The 20,185-nt window shown below is 62.0% G+C and carries 33 protein-coding genes; all 33 read right to left on the bottom strand.

The features are described from left to right. Positions 1 to 43: 43 nt before the first annotated feature. A complete protein-coding gene (locus AC5RWO_RS09360) occupies positions 44 to 1,054 on the bottom strand; it encodes a DNA-directed RNA polymerase subunit alpha (RefSeq protein ID WP_074701316.1) in 1,011 nt (336 codons plus the stop codon). A gap of 151 nt (positions 1,055 to 1,205) precedes the next feature. Next, positions 1,206 to 1,607: a 30S ribosomal protein S11 gene (gene rpsK, locus AC5RWO_RS09355; protein WP_074701315.1), complete on the bottom strand. Its 402-nt coding sequence runs from the start codon at positions 1,605 to 1,607 to the stop codon at positions 1,206 to 1,208. A 44-nt stretch (positions 1,608 to 1,651) separates the two neighbouring features. Continuing rightward, positions 1,652 to 2,026: a 30S ribosomal protein S13 gene (rpsM, locus tag AC5RWO_RS09350; RefSeq protein ID WP_074701314.1), complete on the bottom strand. Its 375-nt coding sequence runs from the start codon at positions 2,024 to 2,026 to the stop codon at positions 1,652 to 1,654. 152 nt (positions 2,027 to 2,178) lie between these two features. Then, complete coding sequence (rpmJ, locus tag AC5RWO_RS09345) at positions 2,179 to 2,292, bottom strand: 50S ribosomal protein L36 (RefSeq protein ID WP_005267758.1); 114 nt, start codon at positions 2,290 to 2,292, stop codon at positions 2,179 to 2,181. 72 nt (positions 2,293 to 2,364) lie between these two features. Then, positions 2,365 to 2,586 (bottom strand): translation initiation factor IF-1, encoded by a 222-nt coding sequence (gene infA / locus AC5RWO_RS09340; RefSeq protein ID WP_005267757.1) that lies wholly within the window; start codon positions 2,584 to 2,586, stop codon positions 2,365 to 2,367. 161 nt (positions 2,587 to 2,747) lie between these two features. After that, positions 2,748 to 3,728: a P1 family peptidase gene (locus AC5RWO_RS09335; RefSeq protein WP_498731116.1), complete on the bottom strand. Its 981-nt coding sequence runs from the start codon at positions 3,726 to 3,728 to the stop codon at positions 2,748 to 2,750. A gap of 9 nt (positions 3,729 to 3,737) precedes the next feature. Beyond that, entirely contained in the window at positions 3,738 to 4,544 is an 807-nt protein-coding gene (locus AC5RWO_RS09330) for a phosphotransferase enzyme family protein (RefSeq protein WP_498731115.1), read from the bottom strand. Positions 4,545 to 4,551: 7 nt separating this feature from the next. Then, on the bottom strand, positions 4,552 to 5,148 hold the full coding sequence (locus tag AC5RWO_RS09325) for a hypothetical protein (RefSeq protein ID WP_498731114.1): 597 nt from the start codon (positions 5,146 to 5,148) through the stop codon (positions 4,552 to 4,554). A gap of 2 nt (positions 5,149 to 5,150) precedes the next feature. Beyond that, positions 5,151 to 5,747, bottom strand: coding sequence for an RNA polymerase sigma factor (locus AC5RWO_RS09320; protein ID WP_498731113.1), 597 nt, complete (start codon positions 5,745 to 5,747; stop codon positions 5,151 to 5,153). After that, the gene (locus AC5RWO_RS09315; protein ID WP_498731112.1) at positions 5,748 to 6,506 is read right to left on the bottom strand and encodes a hypothetical protein; all 759 of its coding nucleotides are present in this window, start codon (positions 6,504 to 6,506) and stop codon (positions 5,748 to 5,750) included. A 338-nt stretch (positions 6,507 to 6,844) separates the two neighbouring features. Then, positions 6,845 to 7,672, bottom strand: a complete 828-nt coding sequence (gene map / locus AC5RWO_RS09310; protein ID WP_498731111.1) for a type I methionyl aminopeptidase — start codon at positions 7,670 to 7,672, stop codon at positions 6,845 to 6,847. 100 nt (positions 7,673 to 7,772) lie between these two features. After that, on the bottom strand, positions 7,773 to 8,348 hold the full coding sequence (locus tag AC5RWO_RS09305) for an adenylate kinase (RefSeq protein WP_498731110.1): 576 nt from the start codon (positions 8,346 to 8,348) through the stop codon (positions 7,773 to 7,775). After that, on the bottom strand, positions 8,345 to 9,658 hold the full coding sequence (secY, locus tag AC5RWO_RS09300; RefSeq protein ID WP_498635766.1) for a preprotein translocase subunit SecY: 1,314 nt from the start codon (positions 9,656 to 9,658) through the stop codon (positions 8,345 to 8,347). The genes AC5RWO_RS09305 and secY overlap by 4 nt, the downstream gene beginning before the upstream one ends. Positions 9,659 to 9,856: 198 nt before the next feature. Beyond that, complete coding sequence (gene rplO / locus AC5RWO_RS09295) at positions 9,857 to 10,312, bottom strand: 50S ribosomal protein L15 (RefSeq protein WP_498731109.1); 456 nt, start codon at positions 10,310 to 10,312, stop codon at positions 9,857 to 9,859. A 2-nt stretch (positions 10,313 to 10,314) separates the two neighbouring features. After that, positions 10,315 to 10,533 carry a 50S ribosomal protein L30 gene (rpmD, locus tag AC5RWO_RS09290; protein WP_139005753.1) on the bottom strand — a complete coding sequence of 73 codons (219 nt, stop codon included), beginning with the start codon at positions 10,531 to 10,533 and terminating at the stop codon, positions 10,315 to 10,317. Beyond that, positions 10,533 to 11,249: a 30S ribosomal protein S5 gene (gene rpsE / locus AC5RWO_RS09285; protein ID WP_074701301.1), complete on the bottom strand. Its 717-nt coding sequence runs from the start codon at positions 11,247 to 11,249 to the stop codon at positions 10,533 to 10,535. Before rpsE ends, rpmD begins: the two co-directional genes overlap by 1 nt. Further along, on the bottom strand, positions 11,246 to 11,617 hold the full coding sequence (rplR, locus tag AC5RWO_RS09280; protein ID WP_074701300.1) for a 50S ribosomal protein L18: 372 nt from the start codon (positions 11,615 to 11,617) through the stop codon (positions 11,246 to 11,248). The genes rpsE and rplR overlap by 4 nt, the downstream gene beginning before the upstream one ends. Positions 11,618 to 11,619: 2 nt before the next feature. Next, positions 11,620 to 12,156: a 50S ribosomal protein L6 gene (gene rplF, locus AC5RWO_RS09275; protein WP_498731108.1), complete on the bottom strand. Its 537-nt coding sequence runs from the start codon at positions 12,154 to 12,156 to the stop codon at positions 11,620 to 11,622. Between the two features lie 18 nt (positions 12,157 to 12,174). After that, on the bottom strand, positions 12,175 to 12,573 hold the full coding sequence (gene rpsH / locus AC5RWO_RS09270) for a 30S ribosomal protein S8 (protein ID WP_074701298.1): 399 nt from the start codon (positions 12,571 to 12,573) through the stop codon (positions 12,175 to 12,177). Positions 12,574 to 12,655: 82 nt separating this feature from the next. Next, positions 12,656 to 13,225: a 50S ribosomal protein L5 gene (rplE, locus tag AC5RWO_RS09265; protein WP_074701297.1), complete on the bottom strand. Its 570-nt coding sequence runs from the start codon at positions 13,223 to 13,225 to the stop codon at positions 12,656 to 12,658. Next, positions 13,225 to 13,593 carry a 50S ribosomal protein L24 gene (gene rplX / locus AC5RWO_RS09260; RefSeq protein ID WP_074701296.1) on the bottom strand — a complete coding sequence of 123 codons (369 nt, stop codon included), beginning with the start codon at positions 13,591 to 13,593 and terminating at the stop codon, positions 13,225 to 13,227. Before rplX ends, rplE begins: the two co-directional genes overlap by 1 nt. A 3-nt stretch (positions 13,594 to 13,596) precedes the next feature. Beyond that, positions 13,597 to 13,965, bottom strand: a complete 369-nt coding sequence (gene rplN, locus AC5RWO_RS09255; RefSeq protein WP_074701295.1) for a 50S ribosomal protein L14 — start codon at positions 13,963 to 13,965, stop codon at positions 13,597 to 13,599. 396 nt (positions 13,966 to 14,361) lie between these two features. Next, complete coding sequence (gene rpsQ / locus AC5RWO_RS09250) at positions 14,362 to 14,652, bottom strand: 30S ribosomal protein S17 (protein WP_074701294.1); 291 nt, start codon at positions 14,650 to 14,652, stop codon at positions 14,362 to 14,364. After that, on the bottom strand, positions 14,649 to 14,981 hold the full coding sequence (gene rpmC, locus AC5RWO_RS09245) for a 50S ribosomal protein L29 (protein WP_498731107.1): 333 nt from the start codon (positions 14,979 to 14,981) through the stop codon (positions 14,649 to 14,651). Before rpmC ends, rpsQ begins: the two co-directional genes overlap by 4 nt. Positions 14,982 to 14,983: 2 nt before the next feature. Further along, a complete protein-coding gene (rplP, locus tag AC5RWO_RS09240) occupies positions 14,984 to 15,400 on the bottom strand; it encodes a 50S ribosomal protein L16 (protein ID WP_074701292.1) in 417 nt (138 codons plus the stop codon). Next, positions 15,401 to 16,243 carry a 30S ribosomal protein S3 gene (gene rpsC, locus AC5RWO_RS09235; RefSeq protein WP_074701291.1) on the bottom strand — a complete coding sequence of 281 codons (843 nt, stop codon included), beginning with the start codon at positions 16,241 to 16,243 and terminating at the stop codon, positions 15,401 to 15,403. It lies immediately after the preceding gene. Next, a complete protein-coding gene (gene rplV, locus AC5RWO_RS09230; RefSeq protein WP_074701290.1) occupies positions 16,244 to 16,609 on the bottom strand; it encodes a 50S ribosomal protein L22 in 366 nt (121 codons plus the stop codon). It lies immediately after the preceding gene. 39 nt (positions 16,610 to 16,648) lie between these two features. Beyond that, a complete protein-coding gene (gene rpsS, locus AC5RWO_RS09225) occupies positions 16,649 to 16,930 on the bottom strand; it encodes a 30S ribosomal protein S19 (RefSeq protein WP_074701289.1) in 282 nt (93 codons plus the stop codon). A 12-nt stretch (positions 16,931 to 16,942) separates the two neighbouring features. Then, positions 16,943 to 17,782, bottom strand: a complete 840-nt coding sequence (rplB, locus tag AC5RWO_RS09220; protein WP_074701288.1) for a 50S ribosomal protein L2 — start codon at positions 17,780 to 17,782, stop codon at positions 16,943 to 16,945. 30 nt (positions 17,783 to 17,812) lie between these two features. Beyond that, positions 17,813 to 18,118 carry a 50S ribosomal protein L23 gene (gene rplW / locus AC5RWO_RS09215; protein WP_074701287.1) on the bottom strand — a complete coding sequence of 102 codons (306 nt, stop codon included), beginning with the start codon at positions 18,116 to 18,118 and terminating at the stop codon, positions 17,813 to 17,815. Beyond that, a complete protein-coding gene (gene rplD, locus AC5RWO_RS09210) occupies positions 18,115 to 18,717 on the bottom strand; it encodes a 50S ribosomal protein L4 (RefSeq protein WP_074701286.1) in 603 nt (200 codons plus the stop codon). Before rplD ends, rplW begins: the two co-directional genes overlap by 4 nt. Before the next feature lie 4 nt (positions 18,718 to 18,721). Next, positions 18,722 to 19,375: a 50S ribosomal protein L3 gene (gene rplC, locus AC5RWO_RS09205; RefSeq protein ID WP_139005742.1), complete on the bottom strand. Its 654-nt coding sequence runs from the start codon at positions 19,373 to 19,375 to the stop codon at positions 18,722 to 18,724. A gap of 16 nt (positions 19,376 to 19,391) precedes the next feature. After that, positions 19,392 to 19,700: a 30S ribosomal protein S10 gene (rpsJ, locus tag AC5RWO_RS09200; protein WP_003803825.1), complete on the bottom strand. Its 309-nt coding sequence runs from the start codon at positions 19,698 to 19,700 to the stop codon at positions 19,392 to 19,394. Positions 19,701 to 20,185 lie beyond the last annotated feature (485 nt).

Raw genomic sequence — 20,185 nt, 5'->3', positions numbered from 1 at the left:
CTCTTGGCGCTACAGAGCACCATGACGGCAGAATTCTTGCGATTTAGAGTTCGTCCTCGCCGAAGGCTTCTTCGTCCTCTTCGATGGCTGCGGCACGTGCGGCAAGGTCGAATCCTGGAGGGGAATCCTTCAGGGACAGACCAAGCTCAACAAGCTTTGCCTTGACCTCATCGATGGACTTCGCACCGAAGTTGCGGATGTCCATGAGGTCAGCCTCGGAGCGGGCAACGAGCTCACCCACGGTGTGGATGCCCTCACGCTTGAGGCAGTTGTAGGACCGCACGGTCAGCTCAAGGTCCTCGATCGGCAGAGCCATGTCAGCTGCCAGCGCGGCATCTGTGGGGCTCGGGCCGATTTCGATACCTTCAGCTTGGGTGTTCAGCTCGCGTGCCAGGCCGAACAGCTCAACCAGGGTGGTTCCGGCAGAGGCGACGGCGTCGCGCGGTGCAATGGAATCCTTGGTTTCGACGTCGACAATCAGGCGGTCGAAGTCGGTGCGCTGCTCAACACGGGTTGCCTCAACCTTGAAGGTAACCTTCAGGACCGGCGAGTAGATGGAGTCAACCGGAATGCGGCCGATCTCCGAGTCGCCGGACTTGTTCTGGCTCGCCGAAACGTAGCCACGGCCGCGTTCGATGGTCAGTTCGAGCTCGAACTTGCCCTTCTCGTTCAGCGTGGCGATGTGCAGATCCGGGTTGTGGAATTCCACGCCGGCCGGCGGTGCAATATCCGCAGCGGTGACAACACCGGGTCCCTGCTTGCGCAGGTAGGCGACCACGGGCTCGTCATGCTCGGAGGAGACAGCCAGGTTCTTGATGTTCAGGATGATCTCGGTGACATCTTCCTTCACACCCTGAACGGTGGTGAACTCATGCAGCACACCGTCGATCCGGATGCTGGTAACAGCAGCACCGGGGATCGAGGACAGCAGGGTGCGGCGAAGAGAGTTTCCCAGGGTGTAGCCAAAGCCCGGCTCAAGCGGTTCGATAACGAACCGTGAGCGGTTGTCGGCCACTACTTCTTCGGTAAGGGTGGGGCGCTGTGCAATGAGCACTTAGATTTCCTTTCAGCGAGCGTCCGCTATATGACGCAGCACGAATTGGTGGAAAAGAACGGCTAGACAGCCGGGAGCGGAACCTTCAGCCGCCGTCGTAATTCCCATTACATGGGGACCGACGGCGGCCGAAGGAACCAAAGGCGGCTGGTTAGACGCGGCGGCGCTTCGGGGGACGGCAACCGTTGTGGGCGCTGGGGGTGACATCCGAGATGGAGCCAACCTCGAGGCCAGCGGCCTGCAGCGAACGGATTGCAGTCTCGCGTCCGGAACCCGGACCCTTCACGAAAACGTCGACCTTCTTCAGGCCATGCTCCTGGGCACGCTTTGCAGCGGACTCAGCAGCCATCTGCGCTGCGAACGGGGTGGACTTACGCGAACCCTTGAAGCCAACCTCGCCGGCCGAAGCCCACGAGATGACAGCACCGTTCGGGTCCGTGATGGACACGATGGTGTTGTTGAAGGTGCTCTTGATGTGCGCCTGTCCGAGCGCAATATTCTTTTTGTCCTTGCGACGCGGCTTACGTACCGCTCCACGAGTCTTGGGGGGCATATATTTCTCCTACAAAGTTGGTTGGTAGCTAGCAGACCGGCTGTTTAGCGGGTCTTCTTCTTACCGGCGACGGTGCGCTTCGGGCCCTTACGGGTGCGAGCGTTGGTCTTGGTGCGCTGACCGCGAACGGGCAGGCCACGACGGTGGCGAATACCTTCGTAGCTACCGATCTCAACCTTGCGGCGGATGTCGGCGGCAACCTCACGGCGGAGGTCACCTTCCACCTTGTAGTTGCCCTCGATGTAGTCACGCAGCTGCACGAGCTCTGCATCGGTGAGGTCCTTGACGCGGGTGTCCGGGCTGATGCCGGTCTCCGCGACGATCTGCTCTGCACGGGTCTTACCCACGCCGTAGATGTAAGTCAGGGCGATGATTACCCGCTTTTCGCGGGGAATATCTACGCCAGCGAGACGAGCCATATGGCGGTTCTCCTTGTTGTATCCGGAGGTCTGAAGCAATGCATCCCTGTTACCAGGTCCCCGGCCTCCGAGCCCGGGGGTGTGCAGGAAATCCTGCTGCACTGCCTATTGAATTACTACGCGTGGGTAGTTCCTGCTTCGAAGCAGGAAGCTTAGCCCTGGCGCTGCTTGTGGCGCGGGTTCTCGCAGATCACAATGACGTTGCCCTTGCGACGAATCACCTGGCACTTATCACAGATCCGCTTGACGCTCGGCTGGACCTTCATGGTTATCCTTTGCGTTTGCAGTTGTCGCTTGCGTAACTACCTATTACCGCGGTGGCCCGCGGAGCTAAGTCTTTACTTGTAGCGGTAGACGATACGGCCCCGTGAGAGGTCGTACGGGCTGAGTTCCACTACAACACGATCCTCTGGGAGGATCCTGATGTAGTGCTGACGCATCTTTCCCGAGATGTGAGCAAGCACAACGTGTCCGTTAGTCAGCTCAACGCGGAACATCGCGTTGGGCAGAGCTTCCTGCACAGTGCCTTCAATCTCTATGACACCGTCTTTCTTAGCCATATCCTCCGCTAACGTCAGTAACCACCACTTGCGTGGGGCTAGTTTTTGGGTGTTGCTTGCCACTAGACTTCCGGTGGAATGCGCTCGTTGAGCGGCCCCCGGCCCGGGAACGGGCACGAAAGTAGAGACAACCAACAGATAACTGTACTCCGCGCGCCGCTTTAAGTTAAATCGGGGTGCTTTGCAAGTACGACGGCGGGAGTCTCCACAGTCTCGGCACTCGCCACCGCGTCAAGGATGGCAAGGCGGACGGCTTCCGCCGCCAAAATCTGTAATTCCAGGACCGGGGTGACCGGGCCCTCTTGTACCAGCGGCTTCTCGCCGGTGGCCAGGCCGAAGACCACGTCCCCGTCGCCCAGCGTGTGGGACGGATTGAGCGCGCGGGCCAGTCCCGCGTGCGAGGCCGAAGCGGTGCGTTTGACCTGCGCGGGATCCAGCACGGCGTTGGTGGCGACGACGCAAAGCGTAGTGTTCAGCGGGGCCTGGGTGGGAGGCGGGGCCTGGGTAGGCAGCGGCGGCAGCGCGGGGGCAGCACGCGAGACCTGTTCGGTTCCGAGCCCAACGGGTGCGCCGGCCGCGTTGACCACCGCGATCGCACCGATGACCACGTCGGAGTTGCCGCCGCTCATCCGCAGCGAAGCGCTGCCCACTCCCCCTTTATAGCGCTGATAGTCCAACGCCGCTCCGGTGCCGGCACCGGCGTTGCCCCGCTGCACGGACGCAAAGTCTGGAGAGGCACCTGCTGCAGCGGCGGCGTCGTACCCCATCTGTTCGGTTGGGCGGGCCTTGGCATCGCCGCCGCGGCCGAGGTCGAAGATCGCTGCCGCGGGCACGATCGGCACCACACCGGCATCTGTCCGGAAGCCTCTGTCCTGCTCCTCGAGCCATCGCTGTGCGCCGTGGGCAGTGATCAGCCCGAATGCGCTGCCGCCGGTGAGGACCACCGCGTCCACTGTGGGAACCAGCGTGGTCGGATCGAGCGCATCGGTTTCATGGGTGGCCGGCCCTCCCCCGCCCACGTGCACGGAACCGATGGTTCCCGGCGGCGGCAGCACCACGGTCACGCCGGACAGCCAGCCCTCGCCGATCCGCTGGACCTGGCCGACCTTGATTCCGGGAACATCGGTGATGGAGGAAGTCATGCCTTCACTCTAGAGGGCTGCCCTGATCAGATCTGCGTTGTCGCTGAGCCAGGCTTCGGCCCTGGGCATCCGGTCCTTTACCCCTTCGTTCCACCAGCGCCGGAAGACCGGGTCGGCGTCGGCGGCAGCTTTGGCGGTGAGCGAGGCGTTGCGGCCGCGCTGGATGGCGACATCAACCAGCGTGCGCCTTTGCTCGGCGTTCATGCCGTAGGCATCGGAGAACAGCCGCACCCGTGCCGGAATGTCAGCTTCGACCAAGGCCGGAGCCCGGTCTGCCGGGTGCAGGAGCGGCGCCCACCAGTAGAGCGCGTTGACGATGTCGGCGACGCGGGTGGTTGGCCTGGCGAGGTCGAAGTCGATCAGGGCCGTCGGCACGCCGTTGCGGAAGACGACATTGCCCGGGCAGTAGTCCTGGTGGGATACCAGTTCGGGCGTGGCGAACAGGGGCATGACACCTGGCGGACGGATACCGGGAAGGCTGCCGAACACCGCGCCTTCCGGCGGCGCCCATCCCTGCGCGGCGTCATGCAGCCGGCGGATGAGCCGGGCCAGCGCGGTCAGAACCTCCGGACCCGTTGCCTCTGCGGGCAGCGGCTCCGCCGGAATGTCGCCCGGGACGTAGGAGAGGACTTCCCGTCCGGCGTCGTCGTAGCCGAGCGGGACCGGAGCGGCATCGAAGCCCTGGGCGTGCAGGTGCGCCAGGTACTGCTGGACGGTGGCGGTGAACGGGCGGACCGGACGGCGGACCGTGTCCCCCATTCTGACCACCTCGGTCCAGCCGCCCTCGCCCAACTGTTGCCCGCCGTCGTCGTTCATTGGATCCTCAGAGCTTGGTGACGTCGATGGTTCCGGGCTTCATGTCGACGGCTTCGCAGAACTGCTCAACATTCGCGGGCAGCCCATCCGGCGTGGCGAAGACGGCGTAGCGCCAGTCGTCCCGGATGCAGGTCACCATCGCCGGAGGTTCGCTTCCCGGGGTCTGCTGGTCCTGTCCTTCCTGGGACCGGCCCTCCCCCGGTGCCGCTTCCTCCGGCGAAGGCTGCCCAGGTTCCGGCAACGGCGCCTCCTGCCAGAGTGCGCCGCAGAGTTCCTGCGGGTCAATCCGCTGCGGTACGCCGGACAGGTCCACCATGACGCTGCCGTCCGGATTGGTGCCGACGATCTCGCCGCCGCTGGCGAAGCCCGCCTCCTGCTGCGGGGCGTCGGGCGTGGAGCCCATGTAGCAGATTGCGGTGAAGCGCTTCTGGTCGTCGGTGAGGTTCAGAATGGCAAAGCCCGCGGTGGCGGAACCGGCCAGCACCGGCACGGCGACAGCAGCGGTGACCACCCGCCGTCGTCGTTTGTGGCGGGCGATGTCCTGCGTAATCCGCGCGTTCAGCGCCGAACGCACGCGCGCTTTACTGAGCTGGAGTTCGTCCATTCCTATTCACCTTCTTCCGCTGTGAGCACGTCCGAAAACTGGTTCTTCAGCCGGTTGCGCAGGCGCAGCACCCGGTTCTTGACGGCGGCCTTGGTCAGGCCGAGTTCCTTGGCAATGTCGCCGTGCGGGCGGCCGCCGACGAAGTGGACCAGGAAGATCCGCTGGTCTGCTTCGGGCATGGCCGACACCGCGCGGTGGACCCGGTTGAGGGTGTCCTGCGCGATGACCTTCTCTTCGGTCGAGACCTCGGCGAGGACCCGCCCGACGTCCATCTGGTCGATGTCCAGCATGTGCTGGTTGCCCTTTTTGCGCAGATGGTTTGCCGCCAGATACTTGGCTGTGGTGTAGAGCCAGGGGAACACGGAGCCGTTGACGCACTTGATCCGCTTCGCCTTCTCCCACATGAGGAAGAAGGTTTCCTGGGCAAGCTCCTCCGCGGCCCCGACATCGCCGGTGATCCTGCCCAGGTACCGCAGCACGCCGTCGGCATGGCGCTCGTAGAGCACGCCGAACGCGTCTTCGTCCCTGCTTCCGCAGCGCCGGAGCAGCGCGGACTCATCCGGCGGCGGAGGGGCCGCCGGCTCGTCATCCACTGCCATCTAGCCGAAGAAACTGGCTGATGAAGCCCGGTCGTTGAAGTCACCGATCCAGCTTGAGAACTGGTAGTCACCATAAGTTGCCCCTTCGCCGTCGCGGTTTTCGTGCAGCCGCACGTTGCAGCCGTTGTAGCCGCGGAAGGACGTGACCCGGTCATTCCAGCCGACGTCGGCCAGGTTGATGAAGGCCGAGCCTCCCGCGGAGCAGCCCCCGTAATTCAGGATCCGGTACGAGGCCCCGGAGTACCCGGCGTTCGCATACACAATTCCCGCTGTAACCAACGACGACGGCGGCGCCTCCTCGGTCACGGGTGCCGGCTCAGCTGTTGGCTGGGTCGCCATCGCGGGCTCCGCTGTTGCCGATGTTGCCATGGCCGGTTCGACGGTTTGCTGCGTGGCCGCTGCCGGCTCAGCCGCCGGGGTTGTCAAGGCCGGTTCTATCGTATGGGTGGTTGCGGCGGGTTCAGCCAACTGGTCGGTTACGGTCTGCTCAACAGTGCCCACCGGCTGGTCCACACCCAGCTGCTCAAGTGCCGTGTCCAAGGCGGCTTCAGTTCCATAGCATTCGGACGCCGAGGTAACGGCGTTGAACCAGCAATGTTCCGCGCCGGTGGACTGCTTAGTCGAGGTTGTCTCCGAGGTTGCGAAGGGAGCTGGGCTGGCGGCGGCGACCGCTGGAACGGCGCCTATTCCGATCAGTCCTGCCGTGATCACTGCCGCGAAGACGGCATGCTTGCGCTGTTTCAGTACTTTGCGGCCCATGTTTCTACCATATAAGAGCCCCTTCCCGGGCTCCTAAAGCCCTGTGGATTGGAAGGAAAGGTGTGGCCGGCCAACGGAGCGGTGAGCCGTTCGCTCCCACCGCCCCGCGGCCATACCCTCGATGACCCTCTCTCCATGCAATGCATCCTGACGGGCCGAAGCCGTTCGTTCCTCAGCCGGATTCAGGTCCCTTGCGGGCCATCTACTTAGTAAATGTGCCGGGAGCGCAAAAGGTCTCGCCTGGAATGAAAGTTTTTTCATCCCGGGCGAGACCCGCGGAACGCAACGTCAAAGGCCAAGCCAAGAGCCGCCGTCGTTCGCTTGAAATTAAGGGCCGGTCAGTCCAGCGGAACCGGGGTGACGCCCAGCGGCGCCAGCTTGGCAACTCCGCCATCTTCGGCGGTGAGGACCCAGATGCCCTTGTCGTGCACGGCAACCGTGTGTTCCCACTGGCACGAGCGCGAGGCATCGGTGGTGACGACGGTCCAGTCATCGTCCAGGGTTTTGGTCTCGATGTCTCCGCGGACAAGCATGGGCTCAATGGCCAGGCATAGGCCCGGACGGATCTTCGGCCCGCGGTGGCTGGTGCGGTAGTTCAGCACGTCCGGCGCCTGGTGCATGGCGGTGCCGATGCCGTGGCCCACGTAGTCCTCTAGGATGCCCAGCGGCTTGCCCTCAACGCTGCTGACATAGTCATCGATGGCGTTGCCGATGTCGCCGACGCGCGTGCCGTTGGCCAGCGCAGCGATCCCCCGCCACATGGCTTCCTCGGTCACGTCGGAGAGCCGCTGGTCTTCAGGATCGGCCGTGCCCACAATGACTCCCCGTGCGGAGTCGCCGTGCCAGCCGTCGATGCTGCAGCCGCCGTCGATGGAGAGGATATCCCCGTCCTGGAGCACCTTGGGGCCGGGGATGCCATGGACAACTTCCTCGTTCACCGAAACGCAGACGGTGGCCGGGAAGCCGTGGTAGCCCTTGAAGTTGCTCTTGGCGCCCGCCTCGTTGAGCACCGCTTCGAAGGCAGCGTCCACGTCGCTGGTGGTGGCACCGACGACGGCGGCGGCCACCGCAGCGTCGAGCGCGCGGCTGACCACCAGACCCGCTTTGCGCATTTTGCGGATCTGGTCCTTGGTCTTGTACTCGATGCTGGGCTGGCCGAATGCCATGGTTTCTGTATTCCTTCTGTTCTGCGAAATGCCGCAGGCCCTGTCCAACGATTCCGAAGGATCAGGGCCTGGGCTCAGGTTGGAGCGGCAGCTCCTGTTGCTAAGCGGTGACGCTCTTGAGCGCATCCATGATGCGGTTGGTGACGTCGTCGATGGCGCCCAGCCCGTCCACCTTGGTCACGATGCCGCGTTCCTGGTAGCGGGAGACGACTGCCTCGGTCTGCTCGTGGTACAGGTCCAGGCGGTGCCGGATGACGGTTTCGTTGTCATCGGCGCGGCCTTCCTGCTTTGCGCGGCCCAGCAGGCGCTTGACCAGTTCCTCGTCGTCGGCGGTCAGCTGCAGGACTACGTCCAGCTGATCCTCGCTCTCGGCCAGGATGCTGTCCAGCTCATCCACCTGCGCTGTGGTGCGCGGGTAGCCATCGAGGAGGAAACCCGGTTCGACGTCGTCCTTGGAAAGGCGGTCGCGCACCATGTTGTTGGTGACGCTGTCCGGTACGAAGTCCCCGTTGTCGATGTACTTCTTCGCCTCGAGGCCCAGCGGGGTCTCTTCCTTGACGTTGGCGCGGAAGATATCACCGGTGGATATGGCGACGATGCCCAGCCGTTCGGAGATACGTGAAGCCTGGGTTCCTTTGCCGGATCCGGGCGGGCCAATAATGAGCATCTTTGTCATCGCAGTAGTCCTTCATAGTGACGTTGCTGTAGCTGGGCATTAATCTGTTTCACGGTTTCCAGACCAACACCAACCATGATGAGGATCGAGACGCCGCCAAACGGGAAGTTCTGGTTCGCGTTGATCAGCACCAGGGCGATCAGCGGAATCAGAGAAATCACGCCGAGGTAGAGCGCGCCCGGAAGGGTAATCCGGGACAGCACGTAGGAGAGGTATTCCTCGGTGGGGCGGCCGGCCCGGATCCCCGGGATGAAACCGCCGTACTTCTTCATGTTGTCCGCCACCTCTTCGGGGTTGAAGGTGATGGCCACATAGAAGTAGGTGAAGAAGACGATCAGGCCGAAGTACACGGCCATGTAGACCGGGTGGTCGCCGCTGACCAGGAAGGTGTTGATCCAGTTGACCCATTCCGGCGGCGGGGTGGTGCCGTCCGTCGGAGTGTTGAACTGGGCTACCAGCGAGGGTAGGTAGAGCATCGACGAAGCGAAGATGACCGGGATAACACCGGCCATGTTCACCTTGATCGGAATGTAGGTGCTGGTGCCGCCGAGCGTGCGGCGGCCGATCATACGCTTGGCGTACTGGACCGGGATCCGGCGCTGGGACTGCTCCACGAAGATGACCGCGGCCACCGTGAAGAGGCCGATGATGATCACGCCGATGAAGATGTTGACGCCCTGAGCGCGCAGGATTTCACCCAGCGAGCTCGGGAAGCCCGCGGCGATGGAAACGAAGATCAGCAGGGACATGCCGTTGCCGACGCCCTTTTCCGTGACCAGTTCACCCATCCACATGATCAGGCCTGTACCGGCCGTCAGCGTCAGGATGAGCAGCACGATCACGATCAGGCTGTCGTCCGGGATGATCGGCACCGGGCAGTCGCCCAGCAGGGCACCGGAGCGGGCCAGCGAGACGAGCGTGGTGCCGTTCAGCAGGCCGAGGGCAATGGTCAGGTAGCGGGTGTACTGGGTCAGCTTCGACTGGCCCTGCGCGCCTTCCTGATGCAGCTCCTGGAAGCGGGGAATGACCACCCGCAGCAACTGCACGATGATGCTCGCCGTAATGTACGGCATGATGCCGAGGGCGAAGATGGACACCTGCAGCAGGGCGCCGCCGCTGAAGAGGTTGACGAACTGGTACAGCCCGCCACTGGTGTTGCCGAGCGCCAAGCATTGCTGAACGTTTCCGTAATCAACACCGGGGGCAGGGATGAAGGCACCCAGGCGGTAGATGGTGATGATGCCGAGGGTGAACAACAACTTGCGCCGCAGGTCCGGCGTCCGGAAAACCCGGCCAATTGCGCTGAGCAAGCGTCCTCCTGAAAAGTCTTTTGATGCCGCCGAGCGGCGATGCACAAGAACCGAGTCTATCTGCTCGGCCGCGTCCGGAATAACTCGCGGACAAAAAGTGAGCTGCCTTTAACCCAATGAAACTCTTGGTGGCCGGAATACACCGACCACCAAGAGTTTAGTCATTGGTTGTGAGAGATCACTACCGAAGCCGTTTGGCTACAGCTCCGTGATGGAACCGCCGGCGGCGGCAATCTTCTCAGCAGCACTGGCGGAGAAGGCATGAGCCTTCACATCAACCTTGACGGTGATGTCGCCGGTGCCCAGAACCTTGACGAGCTGGTTCTTGCGAACCGCGCCCTTTTCGACCAGGTTATCCACGGTGACCTCGCCACCCTCGGGGAACAGCTCGTTGAGCTTATCCAGGTTCACAACCTGGAATTCCACCTTGTTCGGGTTCTTGAAGCCACGCAGCTTCGGCAGGCGCATGTGCAGGGGCAACTGGCCGCCCGCAAATCCTGCCTTGACCTGGTAGCGCGCCTTTGTACCCTTGGTACCACGGCCTGCAGTCTTACCCTTGGAGCCTTCACCACGACCAACACGGGTCTTGGCGGTCTTGGCGCCGGGGGCAGGACGCAGGTGGTGGACCTTCAGAGTGTTGTTCTCTTCTGCCATCTCTACTTCGCCTCCTCAACCTTTACCAGGTGAGAAACAGTGTTGAGCATGCCCACGGTCACGGCATCGGCGTTACGGACAACGGTGTGTCCGATACGCTTCAGGCCCAATGAACGCAGCGTGTCGCGCTGATTCTGCTTGCCGCCAATGACGGACTTAATCTGGGTGATTTCCAACTGTGCATCAGACGCAACCAAGTTGTTACGAGTCGTCTGGATCATTACGCACCTGCCTTCTGCTGCTGCATTGCGCGGAGCAGGATCGGAGGAACAACCTCATCCAGCGGCAGGCCACGACGGGCTGCTACTGCCTGAGGCTCTTCGAGACGGCGCAGTGCGTCCACCGTTGCGTGCACAATGTTGATCGCGTTGGCAGAGCCGAGCGACTTCGAGAGCACATCGTGGACGCCGGCGCACTCTAGTACGGCGCGGACCGGGCCACCGGCGATAACACCGGTACCGGCGGCGGCCGGACGGAGCATGACGACGCCTGCAGCGGCCTCACCCTGGACACGGTGAGGCACCGTGCCGCCGATGATCGGGACGCGGAAGAAGGACTTCTTGGCTTCTTCAACACCCTTGGCGATAGCTGCGGGAACTTCCTTCGCCTTGCCGTAACCAACGCCGACCAGGCCGTTGCCGTCGCCGACAACTACCAGAGCGGTGAAGCTGAAGCGACGACCGCCCTTGACGACCTTGGAAACACGGTTGATAGTGACGACGCGCTCGAGGTACTTGTCCTTCTCGGCGTCGCGTGCGTTGTCGCGGCCACCACGGCCACCACGCTCGCCACGGCCACCGCGGTCGCCACGCTCTCCACGACGGCCGCCGCGGCGGTCATCCTGGGAAGAAGCAGCTTTATCGGCGGTACCCGCGGTTGCGGTGGTCTCAGTTGCTTCAGTCACCTGAGTATCCTTTTCGTTATTCTCTGCGGTCACAGTGCCAGCCCACCTTCACGTGCGCCTTCGGCAACAGCTGCGACACGGCCGTGGTACTTGTTACCACCACGGTCGAAGACAACGGCCTCGATGCCGGCAGCCTTGGCGCGCTCTGCTACGAGCTCGCCAACGCGCTTGGACTTTGCGGTCTTGTCACCTTCGAATCCGCGCAGATCGGCTTCCATGGTGGAAGCCGAAGCCACGGTGATGCCCTTGCTGTCATCGACAACCTGGACGAATACGTGGCGTGCGGAGCGGTTGACTACCAGACGCGGACGGACCGCGCTGCCGGTGATGCGCTTACGGACGCGCAGGTGGCGGCGGCCGCGTGCAGCGGACTTGCTCTTACCCTTAATTCCGAGAGCCATGGTTACTTACCAGCCTTTCCGACCTTGCGGCGGATCTGCTCGCCTACGTAACGGATGCCCTTGCCCTTGTAGGGGTCCGGCTTCCGCAGCTTGCGGATGTTGGCAGCAACCTCGCCGACCTGCTGCTTGTTGATTCCCGATACAGAGAGCTTGGTCGGACCCTCTACTGCAAAGGTGATGCCTTCGGGGGCCTTGATGGCAACCGGGTGGCTGTAGCCCAGGGCGAACTCGAGGTCCGAGCCCTTGGCCTGTACGCGGTAACCGGTTCCAACGATCTCGAGGTTCTTCTTGTAGCCTTCGGTCACACCGATGATCATGTTGTTGATCAGGGTGCGGGTCAGGCCGTGGAGGGACCGGGATTCGCGCTCGTCGTTCGGGCGGGACACGGTCAGCGTGCTCTCGTCCAGGGCCACCTGAATCGGGGAAGCAACCGCGTGGGTCAGTTCTCCCTTGGTGCCCTTGACGGAGACAACGTTGCCGTCGACCTTAACCTCTACGCCGGCGGGAACGGTGATGGGGAGACGTCCAATACGTGACATTTTATCTCTTCCTTTCCGTTACCAGACGTAAGCGAGGACTTCGCCGCCCACGCCCTTCTTGCCGGCCTGACGATCAGTCATCAGCCCGGAAGAGGTGGACAGGATTGCGATACCCAGGCCACCCAGCACGTGCGGCAGGTTGGTGGACTTCGCGTAAACACGGAGACCGGGCTTGGAAATGCGGCGGATACCGGCGATAGAACGCTCGCGGCTCGGGCCGAACTTCAGTTCGATGGTCAGCTTCTTGCCAACCTCAGCTTCCTCTTCCTTCCAGCCGGCGATGTAGCCTTGCTCCTTCAGGATGTCGGCAACGCGTGCCTTGAGTTTGCTGTACGGCATGGACACGGATTCGTGGTAAGCCGAGTTTGCATTGCGCAGACGAGTCAGCATGTCTGCGACAGGATCTGTCATAGTCATTGTGGGCTCTTGCCCTTCCTCGTAACGGTTTCCTTGTTCCGGCAGGCTCAACCAGCGGAACGGGACCTTTTACGTAGTTGAATTAATCTTCGGTCTTGAACGGGAAGCCAAGCGCCTTGAGCAGCGCACGACCCTCGTCGTCGGTCTTTGCGGTAGTCACTACAGTGATATCCATACCGCGGACGCGATCGATCTTGTCCTGATCGATTTCGTGGAACATCGCCTGTTCGGTCAGACCGAAGGTGTAGTTACCATTGCCGTCGAACTGCTTGCCGTTGAGGCCGCGGAAGTCGCGGATACGGGGCAGAGCCAGGCTGACCAGGCGGTCAACGAATTCCCACATGCGGTCGCCACGCAGTGTTGCGTGCGCGCCGATCGGCATGCCTTCGCGCAGCTTGAACTGTGCGATGGACTTGCGGGCCTTGGTGACCTGGGGCTTCTGACCGGTGATCTGGGTCAGATCGCGCACAGCACCGTCGATGAGCTTGGAGTCCTTGGCGGCATCTCCAACACCCATGTTCACAACAACCTTGACAAGGCGGGGAACCTGGTTGACGTTGACGTAATTGAACTCGTCGCGCAGAGTCTGCTTGATCTCTTCTGCGTAACGGGTCTTCAGACGGGGGACGATCTTGGTGACGGTCTCAGTCATTAGAGATCCTTCCCGGAGCTCTTGGCAACGCGGATACGCACAGTGCGCTCACGGCCATCACGCTCGACGGTCTCGGTGCGGTAGCCAACACGGGTCGGCTTTTTGGTCTCGGGGTCAACAACGGCAACGTTGGAGATGTGCAGCGGGGCCTCTACGGTCTCGATGCCACCGGTCTTCGTGCCGCGCTGCGACTGACCGACCTTGGTGTGCTTGGTGACGGTGTTGACGCCTTCAACCAATACGCGGTTGGTCTCCGGGAAAACCTTGAGGACCTTGCCCTGCTTGCCGCGGTCGCCGCCGCGTTCCTGCTTGGCACCGGTGATGACCTGAACCAGGTCACCCTTCTTGATCTTGAACTTTGCAGCCATGAACTACAGCACCTCCGGAGCAAGCGAGATGATCTTCATGAACTTCTTATCGCGAAGCTCACGGCCAACCGGGCCGAAGATACGGGTACCGCGGGGGTCACCGTCGTTCTTCAGGATCACTGCAGCGTTTTCATCGAACTTGATGTAGGAACCGTCCACACGGCGGCGTTCCTTCTTGGTACGAACGATGACAGCTTTGACGATGTCACCCTTCTTGACGTTGCCGCCGGGAATTGCATCCTTAACGGTGGCAACGATGACGTCGCCAATGCCTGCGTAGCGACGTCCAGATCCACCGAGAACGCGGATGGTCAAGATTTCCTTGGCACCCGTGTTGTCGGCGACCTTAAGCCGCGACTCCTGCTGAATCACTTATTACTCCTGTCGTCGCGCTGGTTCTCATCATGTGAGCCTTGCGGAACGGATATGGGATACCCCCACCCCGAGCTCCCCCTGCCCGCGCGCAAGCGCGGACCGAAGGCGGAAGTGGGAATTTGCCTATTCTGTCCATACGGAAAGGTGGATAGTCTTTCCAAACGGCACAGGCAAGATTACTAGTTTATTACTAAGACACCCCAGACGCGAAATTCACCGGATTTTCCCGAGAACTAAGCGGCCAGGGGCTCGTATTTTTCAAGAGGATCGCTCCCCTTCAAACCCGGTCCCGACCGGTTTGCGGCAACTGCCGGAAACCAGCTATGGGGCGGGAAATCTAAGGGGTTGGGCCCGCCCGCCGAAACGGACGGGCCCAACCGTAAACCCTAGGGTCTACTTGGCCTTTTCGACGATCTCGACCAGACGCCACCGCTTGGTAGCGGACAGCGGGCGAGTCTCGGCGACGACGACCAGGTCGCCGATGCCGGCGGTGTTCTGCTCGTCATGGGCCTTGATCTTGGAATTCCGACGAAGAACCTTCCCGTAAAGGGCGTGCTTCTTGCGGTCTTCGATCTCGACGACGATGGTCTTATCCATCTTGTCCGAGACAACGTAGCCGCGGGCGGTCTTCCGATTGCCACGAGCCTGTGCTGCTTCAGTCACAGATGCTTCCTTCTCACTCATTTGGCATCATCCTCGGCGGCCGGAGCCTCTGCTTCTTCTGCAGACTCAGCCTTCGTGGACTTCTTTGCCTTCTTCTCGGTCTTAGCTTCCTCAACGGGAGCTACGACCTCGGGGCGGATGCCCAGCTCGCGCTCACGCAGCACCGTGTAGATGCGGGCGATGTCGCGCTTGACTGCCTTGAGGCGCCCGTGGTTCTCCAGCTGACCGGTGGCGGACTGGAAACGGAGGTTGAACAGTTCCTCCTTGGCCTTGCGCAGCTCTTCTACGAGACGGTCCTTATCGAAAGTCTCGAGCTGGTCAGTTGCCAATTCTTTTGAACCAATTGCCATTTCTATTCACCACCTTCGCGACGCACAATGCGTGCCTTCAACGGGAGCTTGTGGATCGCCAGGCGCAGTGCCTCGCGAGCTACCTCTTCACTGACACCGGAGAGTTCGAACAGAACCCGGCCCGGCTTGACGTTGGCAACCCACCACTCCGGCGAACCCTTACCGGAACCCATACGGGTTTCGGCCGGCTTCTTCGTCAGGGGGCGGTCCGGATAAATGTTGATCCAGACCTTACCGCCACGCTTGATGTGGCGGGTCATAGCGATACGGGCTGCTTCGATCTGCCGGTTGGTGACGTATGCAGGCGTGAGCGCCTGAATACCCCACTCGCCGAAGCTGACCTGGGTGCCGCCCGTTGCAGCGCCGGAACGACCCGGGTGGTGCTGCTTACGGTGCTTGACTCGACGTGGGATAAGCATTTAAGCCTGTCCTCCTTCGGCAGCCGGAGCGGCAGCTGCTTCAGCAGCCGGAGCCTCGGCCTTGGGAGCTGCATCGGCCGAAGCCTGTGCAGGACGGTCATTACGACGACGGCGTTCGCCACCGCGGTCTGCCGGGCCGCGGCCCGGACGGTCTCCGCCACGGCCACGGGACGGAGCTGCAGCCTGCTGCGCAGCCAGTTCCTTGGCAGTAACGTCGCCCTTGTAGATCCAGACCTTCACGCCGATGCGGCCGAAGGTGGTCTTGGCTTCGAAGAAGCCGTAGTCGATGTTCGCGCGGAGGGTGTGCAGGGGCACACGGCCTTCGCGGTAGAACTCCGAACGGCTCATTTCGGCGCCACCCAGGCGGCCGGAGCACTGAACGCGGATACCCTTGGCGCCGGCCCGCTGTGCGGACTGCATGGCCTTCTTCATCGCGCGGCGGAAAGCCACGCGGGAAGTCAGCTGCTCGGCGATGCCCTGGGCAACGAGCTGTGCTTCGATCTCGGGGTTCTTGACCTCAAGGATGTTCAGCTGAACCTGCTTGCCGGTCAGCTTTTCGAGCTCGCCGCGGATGCGGTCAGCTTCTGCACCACGGCGGCCGATAACAATACCGGGCCGTGCGGTGTGGATGTCCACGCGGACACGGTCACGGGTGCGCTCGATCTCAACCTTGGCAATACCTGCCCGCTCCATGCCCGTGGACATAAGCTGGCGGATCTTGACGTCTTCGCGAACGAAGTCCTTGTAACGCTGGCCGGCCTTGTTGCTGTCAGCGAACCAGTGGGAAACGTGGTCGGTGGTGATACCGAGTCGGAATCCGTGCGGGTTTACTTTCTGTCCCACTTACTGGTCCTCCTCTTTCTCCGGGGTAGCGACAACAAGTGTGATGTGGCTGGTCCGCTTGTTGATGCGGTAAGCGCGGCCCTGGGCACGCGGCTGGAACCGCTTCATGGTCGGGCCTTCATCGACAAATGCTTCACTGATGTACAGGTCGCTCTCGTCAAAGGCGACGCCGTCACGGTCCGCGAGAACGCGGGCGTTGGCGACTGCCGATGCGAGTACCTTGCTGACCGGCTCCGAAGCTGCCTGCGGGGCAAACTTCAGAATTGCCAGAGCCTCATTCGCCTGCTTGCCACGAACAAGGTTGACGACGCGCCGGGCCTTCATAGGCGTCACGCGAATATGGCGCGCAATAGCCTTGGCTTCCATTGCTTTCCTTCTCTCGTCTTCTGCCGTACGAGCGAGCGCCTAGCGGCGCTTGCCCTTACGGTCGTCCTTCACATGGCCGCGGAAGGTCCGCGTCGGGGCGAATTCGCCGAGCTTGTGCCCGACCATCGACTCGGTGACAAACACCGGAATGTGCTTGCGTCCGTCGTGTACGGCGATCGTGTGCCCGAGCATGTCGGGGACGATCATCGAACGGCGGGACCACGTCTTAATGACGTTCTTGGTGCCCTTTTCGTTCTCTGCAGCTACCTTGACAAAGAGGTGCTGATCGACGAAGGGGCCTTTCTTCAGGCTGCGTGGCATGTCTCCAGGCTCCTATCGCTTGTTCTTGCCAGTACGACGGCGACGCACAATGAGCTTGTCGCTTTCCTTGTTGGGACGGCGGGTGCGGCCCTCAGGCTTACCGTTCGGGTTGACCGGGTGGCGTCCACCGGAGGTCTTACCTTCACCACCACCGTGCGGGTGGTCGACCGGGTTCATGGCCACACCGCGGACGGTCGGGCGAACGCCCTTCCAGCGCATGCGGCCGGCCTTGCCCCAGTTGATGTTGGACTGCTCGGCGTTGCCGACCTCACCGATGGATGCGCGGCAGCGCACGTCAACGTTGCGGATTTCGCCGGAGGGCAGACGGACCTGGCCGTACTTGCCTTCCTTGGCAACGAGCTGTACCGAGGCACCGGCGGAGCGGGCCATCTTGGCACCGCCGCCGGGACGCAGTTCAACGGCGTGGATAACAGTACCCACGGGGATGTTGCGCAGCGGCAGGTTGTTGCCGGGCTTGATGTCGGCGCTGGCGCCGGCCTCAACAACGTCGCCCTGCTTCAGCTTGGCCGGAGCAAGGATGTAACGCTTGGTGCCATCAACGTAGTGCAGCAGCGCGATACGGGCGGTGCGGTTCGGATCATATTCGATCTCGGCAACCTTGGCCGGCACGCCGTCCTTGTCATGACGACGGAAGTCGATCAGACGGTAGGCGCGCTTGTGGCCACCACCCTTATGGCGGGTAGTGATCTTACCGGAGTTGTTACGGCCGCCCGACTTGGTCAGGGGACGAACCAACGACTTTTCCGGCGTCGATCGCGTGATTTCAGCGAAGTCGGCAACGCTAGAGCCTCGGCGGCCCGGCGTAGTCGGCTTGTGTTTACGGATTCCCATAGTTTATTTCCTCGTTAAAGTGGTCTCCGCTTAAGAAAGCGGACCGCCGAAGATGTCGATTGTGCCTTCCTTCAGGGTGACAATTGCGCGCTTGGTATTCTTGCGCTGTCCCCATCCGAAACGGGTGCGCTTGCGCTTCCCGGCACGGTTGATGGTGTTGATCGAGTCGACCTTCACGGAGAAGATTTTCTCCACGGCCAGCTTGATCTCGGTCTTGTTCGAGCGCGGGTCGACCAGGAAGGTGTACTTACCTTCGTCGATCAGGCCGTAGCTCTTCTCCGAAACGACGGGTGCAATGACGACGTCGCGGGGGTCCTTTACGGTGGTCGCGCTCACTTGGCGTCCTCCTTGTTGACGAAAGCCTCGTAGGCTGCCTTGGTGAAGACCACGTCGTCGGAAACCAGCACGTCGTAGGTGTTCAGCTGATCTACGTAGATCGTGTGAACTTCCGTGATGTTGCGCAGGCTCAGGGCCGCAACATCGTTGGCGCGCTCGATAACAACGAGCAGGTTCTTACGGTCAGAGACGGACCGCAGGGACTCGAGGGCACCCTTGGTGTTCGGCTTCTCGCCGGCAACCAGAGACTCGAGAACGTGGATGCGGCCGTTGCGTGCCCGGTCGGACAGGGCGCCGCGCAGGGCAGCAGCCTTCATCTTCTTGGGGGTGCGCTGGCTGTAATCGCGCGGGGTCGGACCGTGGACAACGCCACCGCCGGTCATGTGAGGTGCACGGATGGAACCCTGACGGGCGCGGCCGGTGCCCTTCTGCTTGAACGGCTTGCGGCCTGCACCCGAAACCTCGGCGCGGGTCTTGGTCTTATGCGTGCCCTGGCGGGCGGCAGCGAGCTGCGCGACGACAACCTGGTGCAGCAGCGGCACGTTGGTCTGTACGTCGAAGATCTCTGCAGGCAGATCGACATTTACAGTGTTAGCCATTGAACTAGGCTCCCTTCACAGCGGAACGGACGAGAACGACCGAGCCGCGGGCACCGGGAACGGCGCCCTTGATCAAGAGCAGCGACTTCTCAGTGTCCACAGCGTGAACGGTCAGGTTCAGCGTGGTGTGGCGGACGGCGCCCATGCGGCCGGCCATTTTGAGGCCCTTGAAGACGCGGCCCGGGGTGGACGCGCCACCGATGGAACCGGGCTTACGGTGGTTCTTGTGGGCACCGTGGGAGGCACCAACACCATGGAAGCCGTGACGCTTCATAACACCGGCGAAGCCCTTACCCTTGGAGGTTCCGACGACGTCGACCTTCTGGCCGGCTTCGAAGGTCTCCACGGAGAGCTCCTGGCCCAGCTCGTAGGTGTCTGCATCTGAGGTGCGCAGTTCAACTACGTGGCGGCGGGGGGTGACACCGGCCTTCTCAAAGTGGCCAGCCAGCGGCTTGGACACCTTGCGGGGGTCGATCTGGCCGAAGCCGATCTGAACGGCGGTGTAACCATCAACATCTGCATTGCGCAGCTGAGTGATGACGTTGGAGTCAGCCTGGACGACAGTTACCGGCACAAGGCGGTTGTTCTCGTCCCAGACCTGGGTCATGCCGAGCTTGGTGCCCAGCAGTCCCTTTACCTGGCGTGTAGTGGTAGACATATTTATCCGCACTCCCCTACAGCTTGATTTCGATGTTCACGTCAGCAGGCAGGTCAAGACGCATGAGCGAGTCAACGGCCTTCGGCGTGGGGTCAATAATGTCGATCAGACGCTTGTGAGTACGCATTTCAAAGTGCTCACGGCTGTCCTTGTACTTGTGCGGCGAACGAATAACGCAGTACACGTTCTTCTCGGTGGGCAGCGGCACGGGGCCGACTACCGTTGCGCCTGCACGCGTGACCGTCTCAACGATCTTCCGTGCTGAAACATCAATGACCTCATGGTCATATGACTTCAGACGGATGCGGATTTTCTGTCCCGCCATGGCGTCTCCGCTCTCTTTCTCAGTGCTGCTCTGTTAATTTCCGGTCTGCGCCCCTCCGGCCGGATCAAGTCCGCACCTGGCGCTCCTCCAACAGACTGAATCCGGATATTTCCGGGTTCCTCACCCTGCCGAGGCTCCGACCCCCGCGCTCGGGCGTGTCGCGAATATTCTGCGCACGAACCCATGCAAAATTGGGGCGGGTTATATTTGGGCTTCTCCGCCTAGTGGAACCTGACCCTGGCCCCGGGCATTATCCCGGGCGGGACGCGGTTTCGCACGACGACATAAGGAAGCGCTTGAACAACTCATCTAGTGTGGCAGATATCGGCATGAAACGCCAATCTGCGCCGGATTGCCGGGCATCTGCACCGGCCGGGTATACACTCCGGCCCGACTGGAACAACCTAGGTGTTCCTTCCCAACCATAGCCATTTGGCTGCGGACGCCACAAATTGCCGTGACGCAGCCGTCTTGAAGTGAGATGC

This window comes from Arthrobacter sp. B055-34 (assembly GCF_059090425.1).
This window is presented reverse-complemented; position numbering and strand designations above follow the sequence as displayed.

Excerpts from the sequence above, each read along its gene's own strand:
- rpsK (WP_074701315.1), bottom strand. The coding sequence starts at position 1,607 with ATGCCCCCCAAGACTCGTGGAGCGGTACGTAAGCCGCGTCGCAAGGAC.
- rpsM (WP_074701314.1), bottom strand. The coding sequence starts at position 2,026 with ATGGCTCGTCTCGCTGGCGTAGATATTCCCCGCGAAAAGCGGGTAATC.
- rpmJ (WP_005267758.1), bottom strand. The coding sequence starts at position 2,292 with ATGAAGGTCCAGCCGAGCGTCAAGCGGATCTGTGATAAGTGCCAGGTG.
- infA (WP_005267757.1), bottom strand. The coding sequence starts at position 2,586 with ATGGCTAAGAAAGACGGTGTCATAGAGATTGAAGGCACTGTGCAGGAA.
- AC5RWO_RS09335 (WP_498731116.1), bottom strand. The coding sequence starts at position 3,728 with ATGACTTCCTCCATCACCGATGTTCCCGGAATCAAGGTCGGCCAGGTC.
- AC5RWO_RS09330 (WP_498731115.1), bottom strand. The coding sequence starts at position 4,544 with ATGAACGACGACGGCGGGCAACAGTTGGGCGAGGGCGGCTGGACCGAG.
- AC5RWO_RS09325 (WP_498731114.1), bottom strand. The coding sequence starts at position 5,148 with ATGGACGAACTCCAGCTCAGTAAAGCGCGCGTGCGTTCGGCGCTGAAC.
- AC5RWO_RS09320 (WP_498731113.1), bottom strand. The coding sequence starts at position 5,747 with ATGGCAGTGGATGACGAGCCGGCGGCCCCTCCGCCGCCGGATGAGTCC.
- AC5RWO_RS09315 (WP_498731112.1), bottom strand. The coding sequence starts at position 6,506 with ATGGGCCGCAAAGTACTGAAACAGCGCAAGCATGCCGTCTTCGCGGCA.
- map (WP_498731111.1), bottom strand. The coding sequence starts at position 7,672 with ATGGCATTCGGCCAGCCCAGCATCGAGTACAAGACCAAGGACCAGATC.
- AC5RWO_RS09305 (WP_498731110.1), bottom strand. The coding sequence starts at position 8,348 with ATGACAAAGATGCTCATTATTGGCCCGCCCGGATCCGGCAAAGGAACC.
- rplO (WP_498731109.1), bottom strand. The coding sequence starts at position 10,312 with ATGGCAGAAGAGAACAACACTCTGAAGGTCCACCACCTGCGTCCTGCC.
- rpmD (WP_139005753.1), bottom strand. The coding sequence starts at position 10,533 with ATGATCCAGACGACTCGTAACAACTTGGTTGCGTCTGATGCACAGTTG.
- rplR (WP_074701300.1), bottom strand. The coding sequence starts at position 11,617 with ATGGCTCTCGGAATTAAGGGTAAGAGCAAGTCCGCTGCACGCGGCCGC.
- rplF (WP_498731108.1), bottom strand. The coding sequence starts at position 12,156 with ATGTCACGTATTGGACGTCTCCCCATCACCGTTCCCGCCGGCGTAGAG.
- rpsH (WP_074701298.1), bottom strand. The coding sequence starts at position 12,573 with ATGACTATGACAGATCCTGTCGCAGACATGCTGACTCGTCTGCGCAAT.
- rplE (WP_074701297.1), bottom strand. The coding sequence starts at position 13,225 with ATGACTGAGACCGTCACCAAGATCGTCCCCCGTCTGAAGACCCGTTAC.
- rplX (WP_074701296.1), bottom strand. The coding sequence starts at position 13,593 with ATGGCTGCAAAGTTCAAGATCAAGAAGGGTGACCTGGTTCAGGTCATC.
- rpsQ (WP_074701294.1), bottom strand. The coding sequence starts at position 14,652 with ATGAGTGAGAAGGAAGCATCTGTGACTGAAGCAGCACAGGCTCGTGGC.
- rpmC (WP_498731107.1), bottom strand. The coding sequence starts at position 14,981 with ATGGCAATTGGTTCAAAAGAATTGGCAACTGACCAGCTCGAGACTTTC.
- rplP (WP_074701292.1), bottom strand. The coding sequence starts at position 15,400 with ATGCTTATCCCACGTCGAGTCAAGCACCGTAAGCAGCACCACCCGGGT.
- rplV (WP_074701290.1), bottom strand. The coding sequence starts at position 16,609 with ATGGAAGCCAAGGCTATTGCGCGCCATATTCGCGTGACGCCTATGAAG.
- rpsS (WP_074701289.1), bottom strand. The coding sequence starts at position 16,930 with ATGCCACGCAGCCTGAAGAAAGGCCCCTTCGTCGATCAGCACCTCTTT.
- rplB (WP_074701288.1), bottom strand. The coding sequence starts at position 17,782 with ATGGGAATCCGTAAACACAAGCCGACTACGCCGGGCCGCCGAGGCTCT.
- rplD (WP_074701286.1), bottom strand. The coding sequence starts at position 18,717 with ATGGCTAACACTGTAAATGTCGATCTGCCTGCAGAGATCTTCGACGTA.
- rplC (WP_139005742.1), bottom strand. The coding sequence starts at position 19,375 with ATGTCTACCACTACACGCCAGGTAAAGGGACTGCTGGGCACCAAGCTC.
- rpsJ (WP_003803825.1), bottom strand. The coding sequence starts at position 19,700 with ATGGCGGGACAGAAAATCCGCATCCGTCTGAAGTCATATGACCATGAG.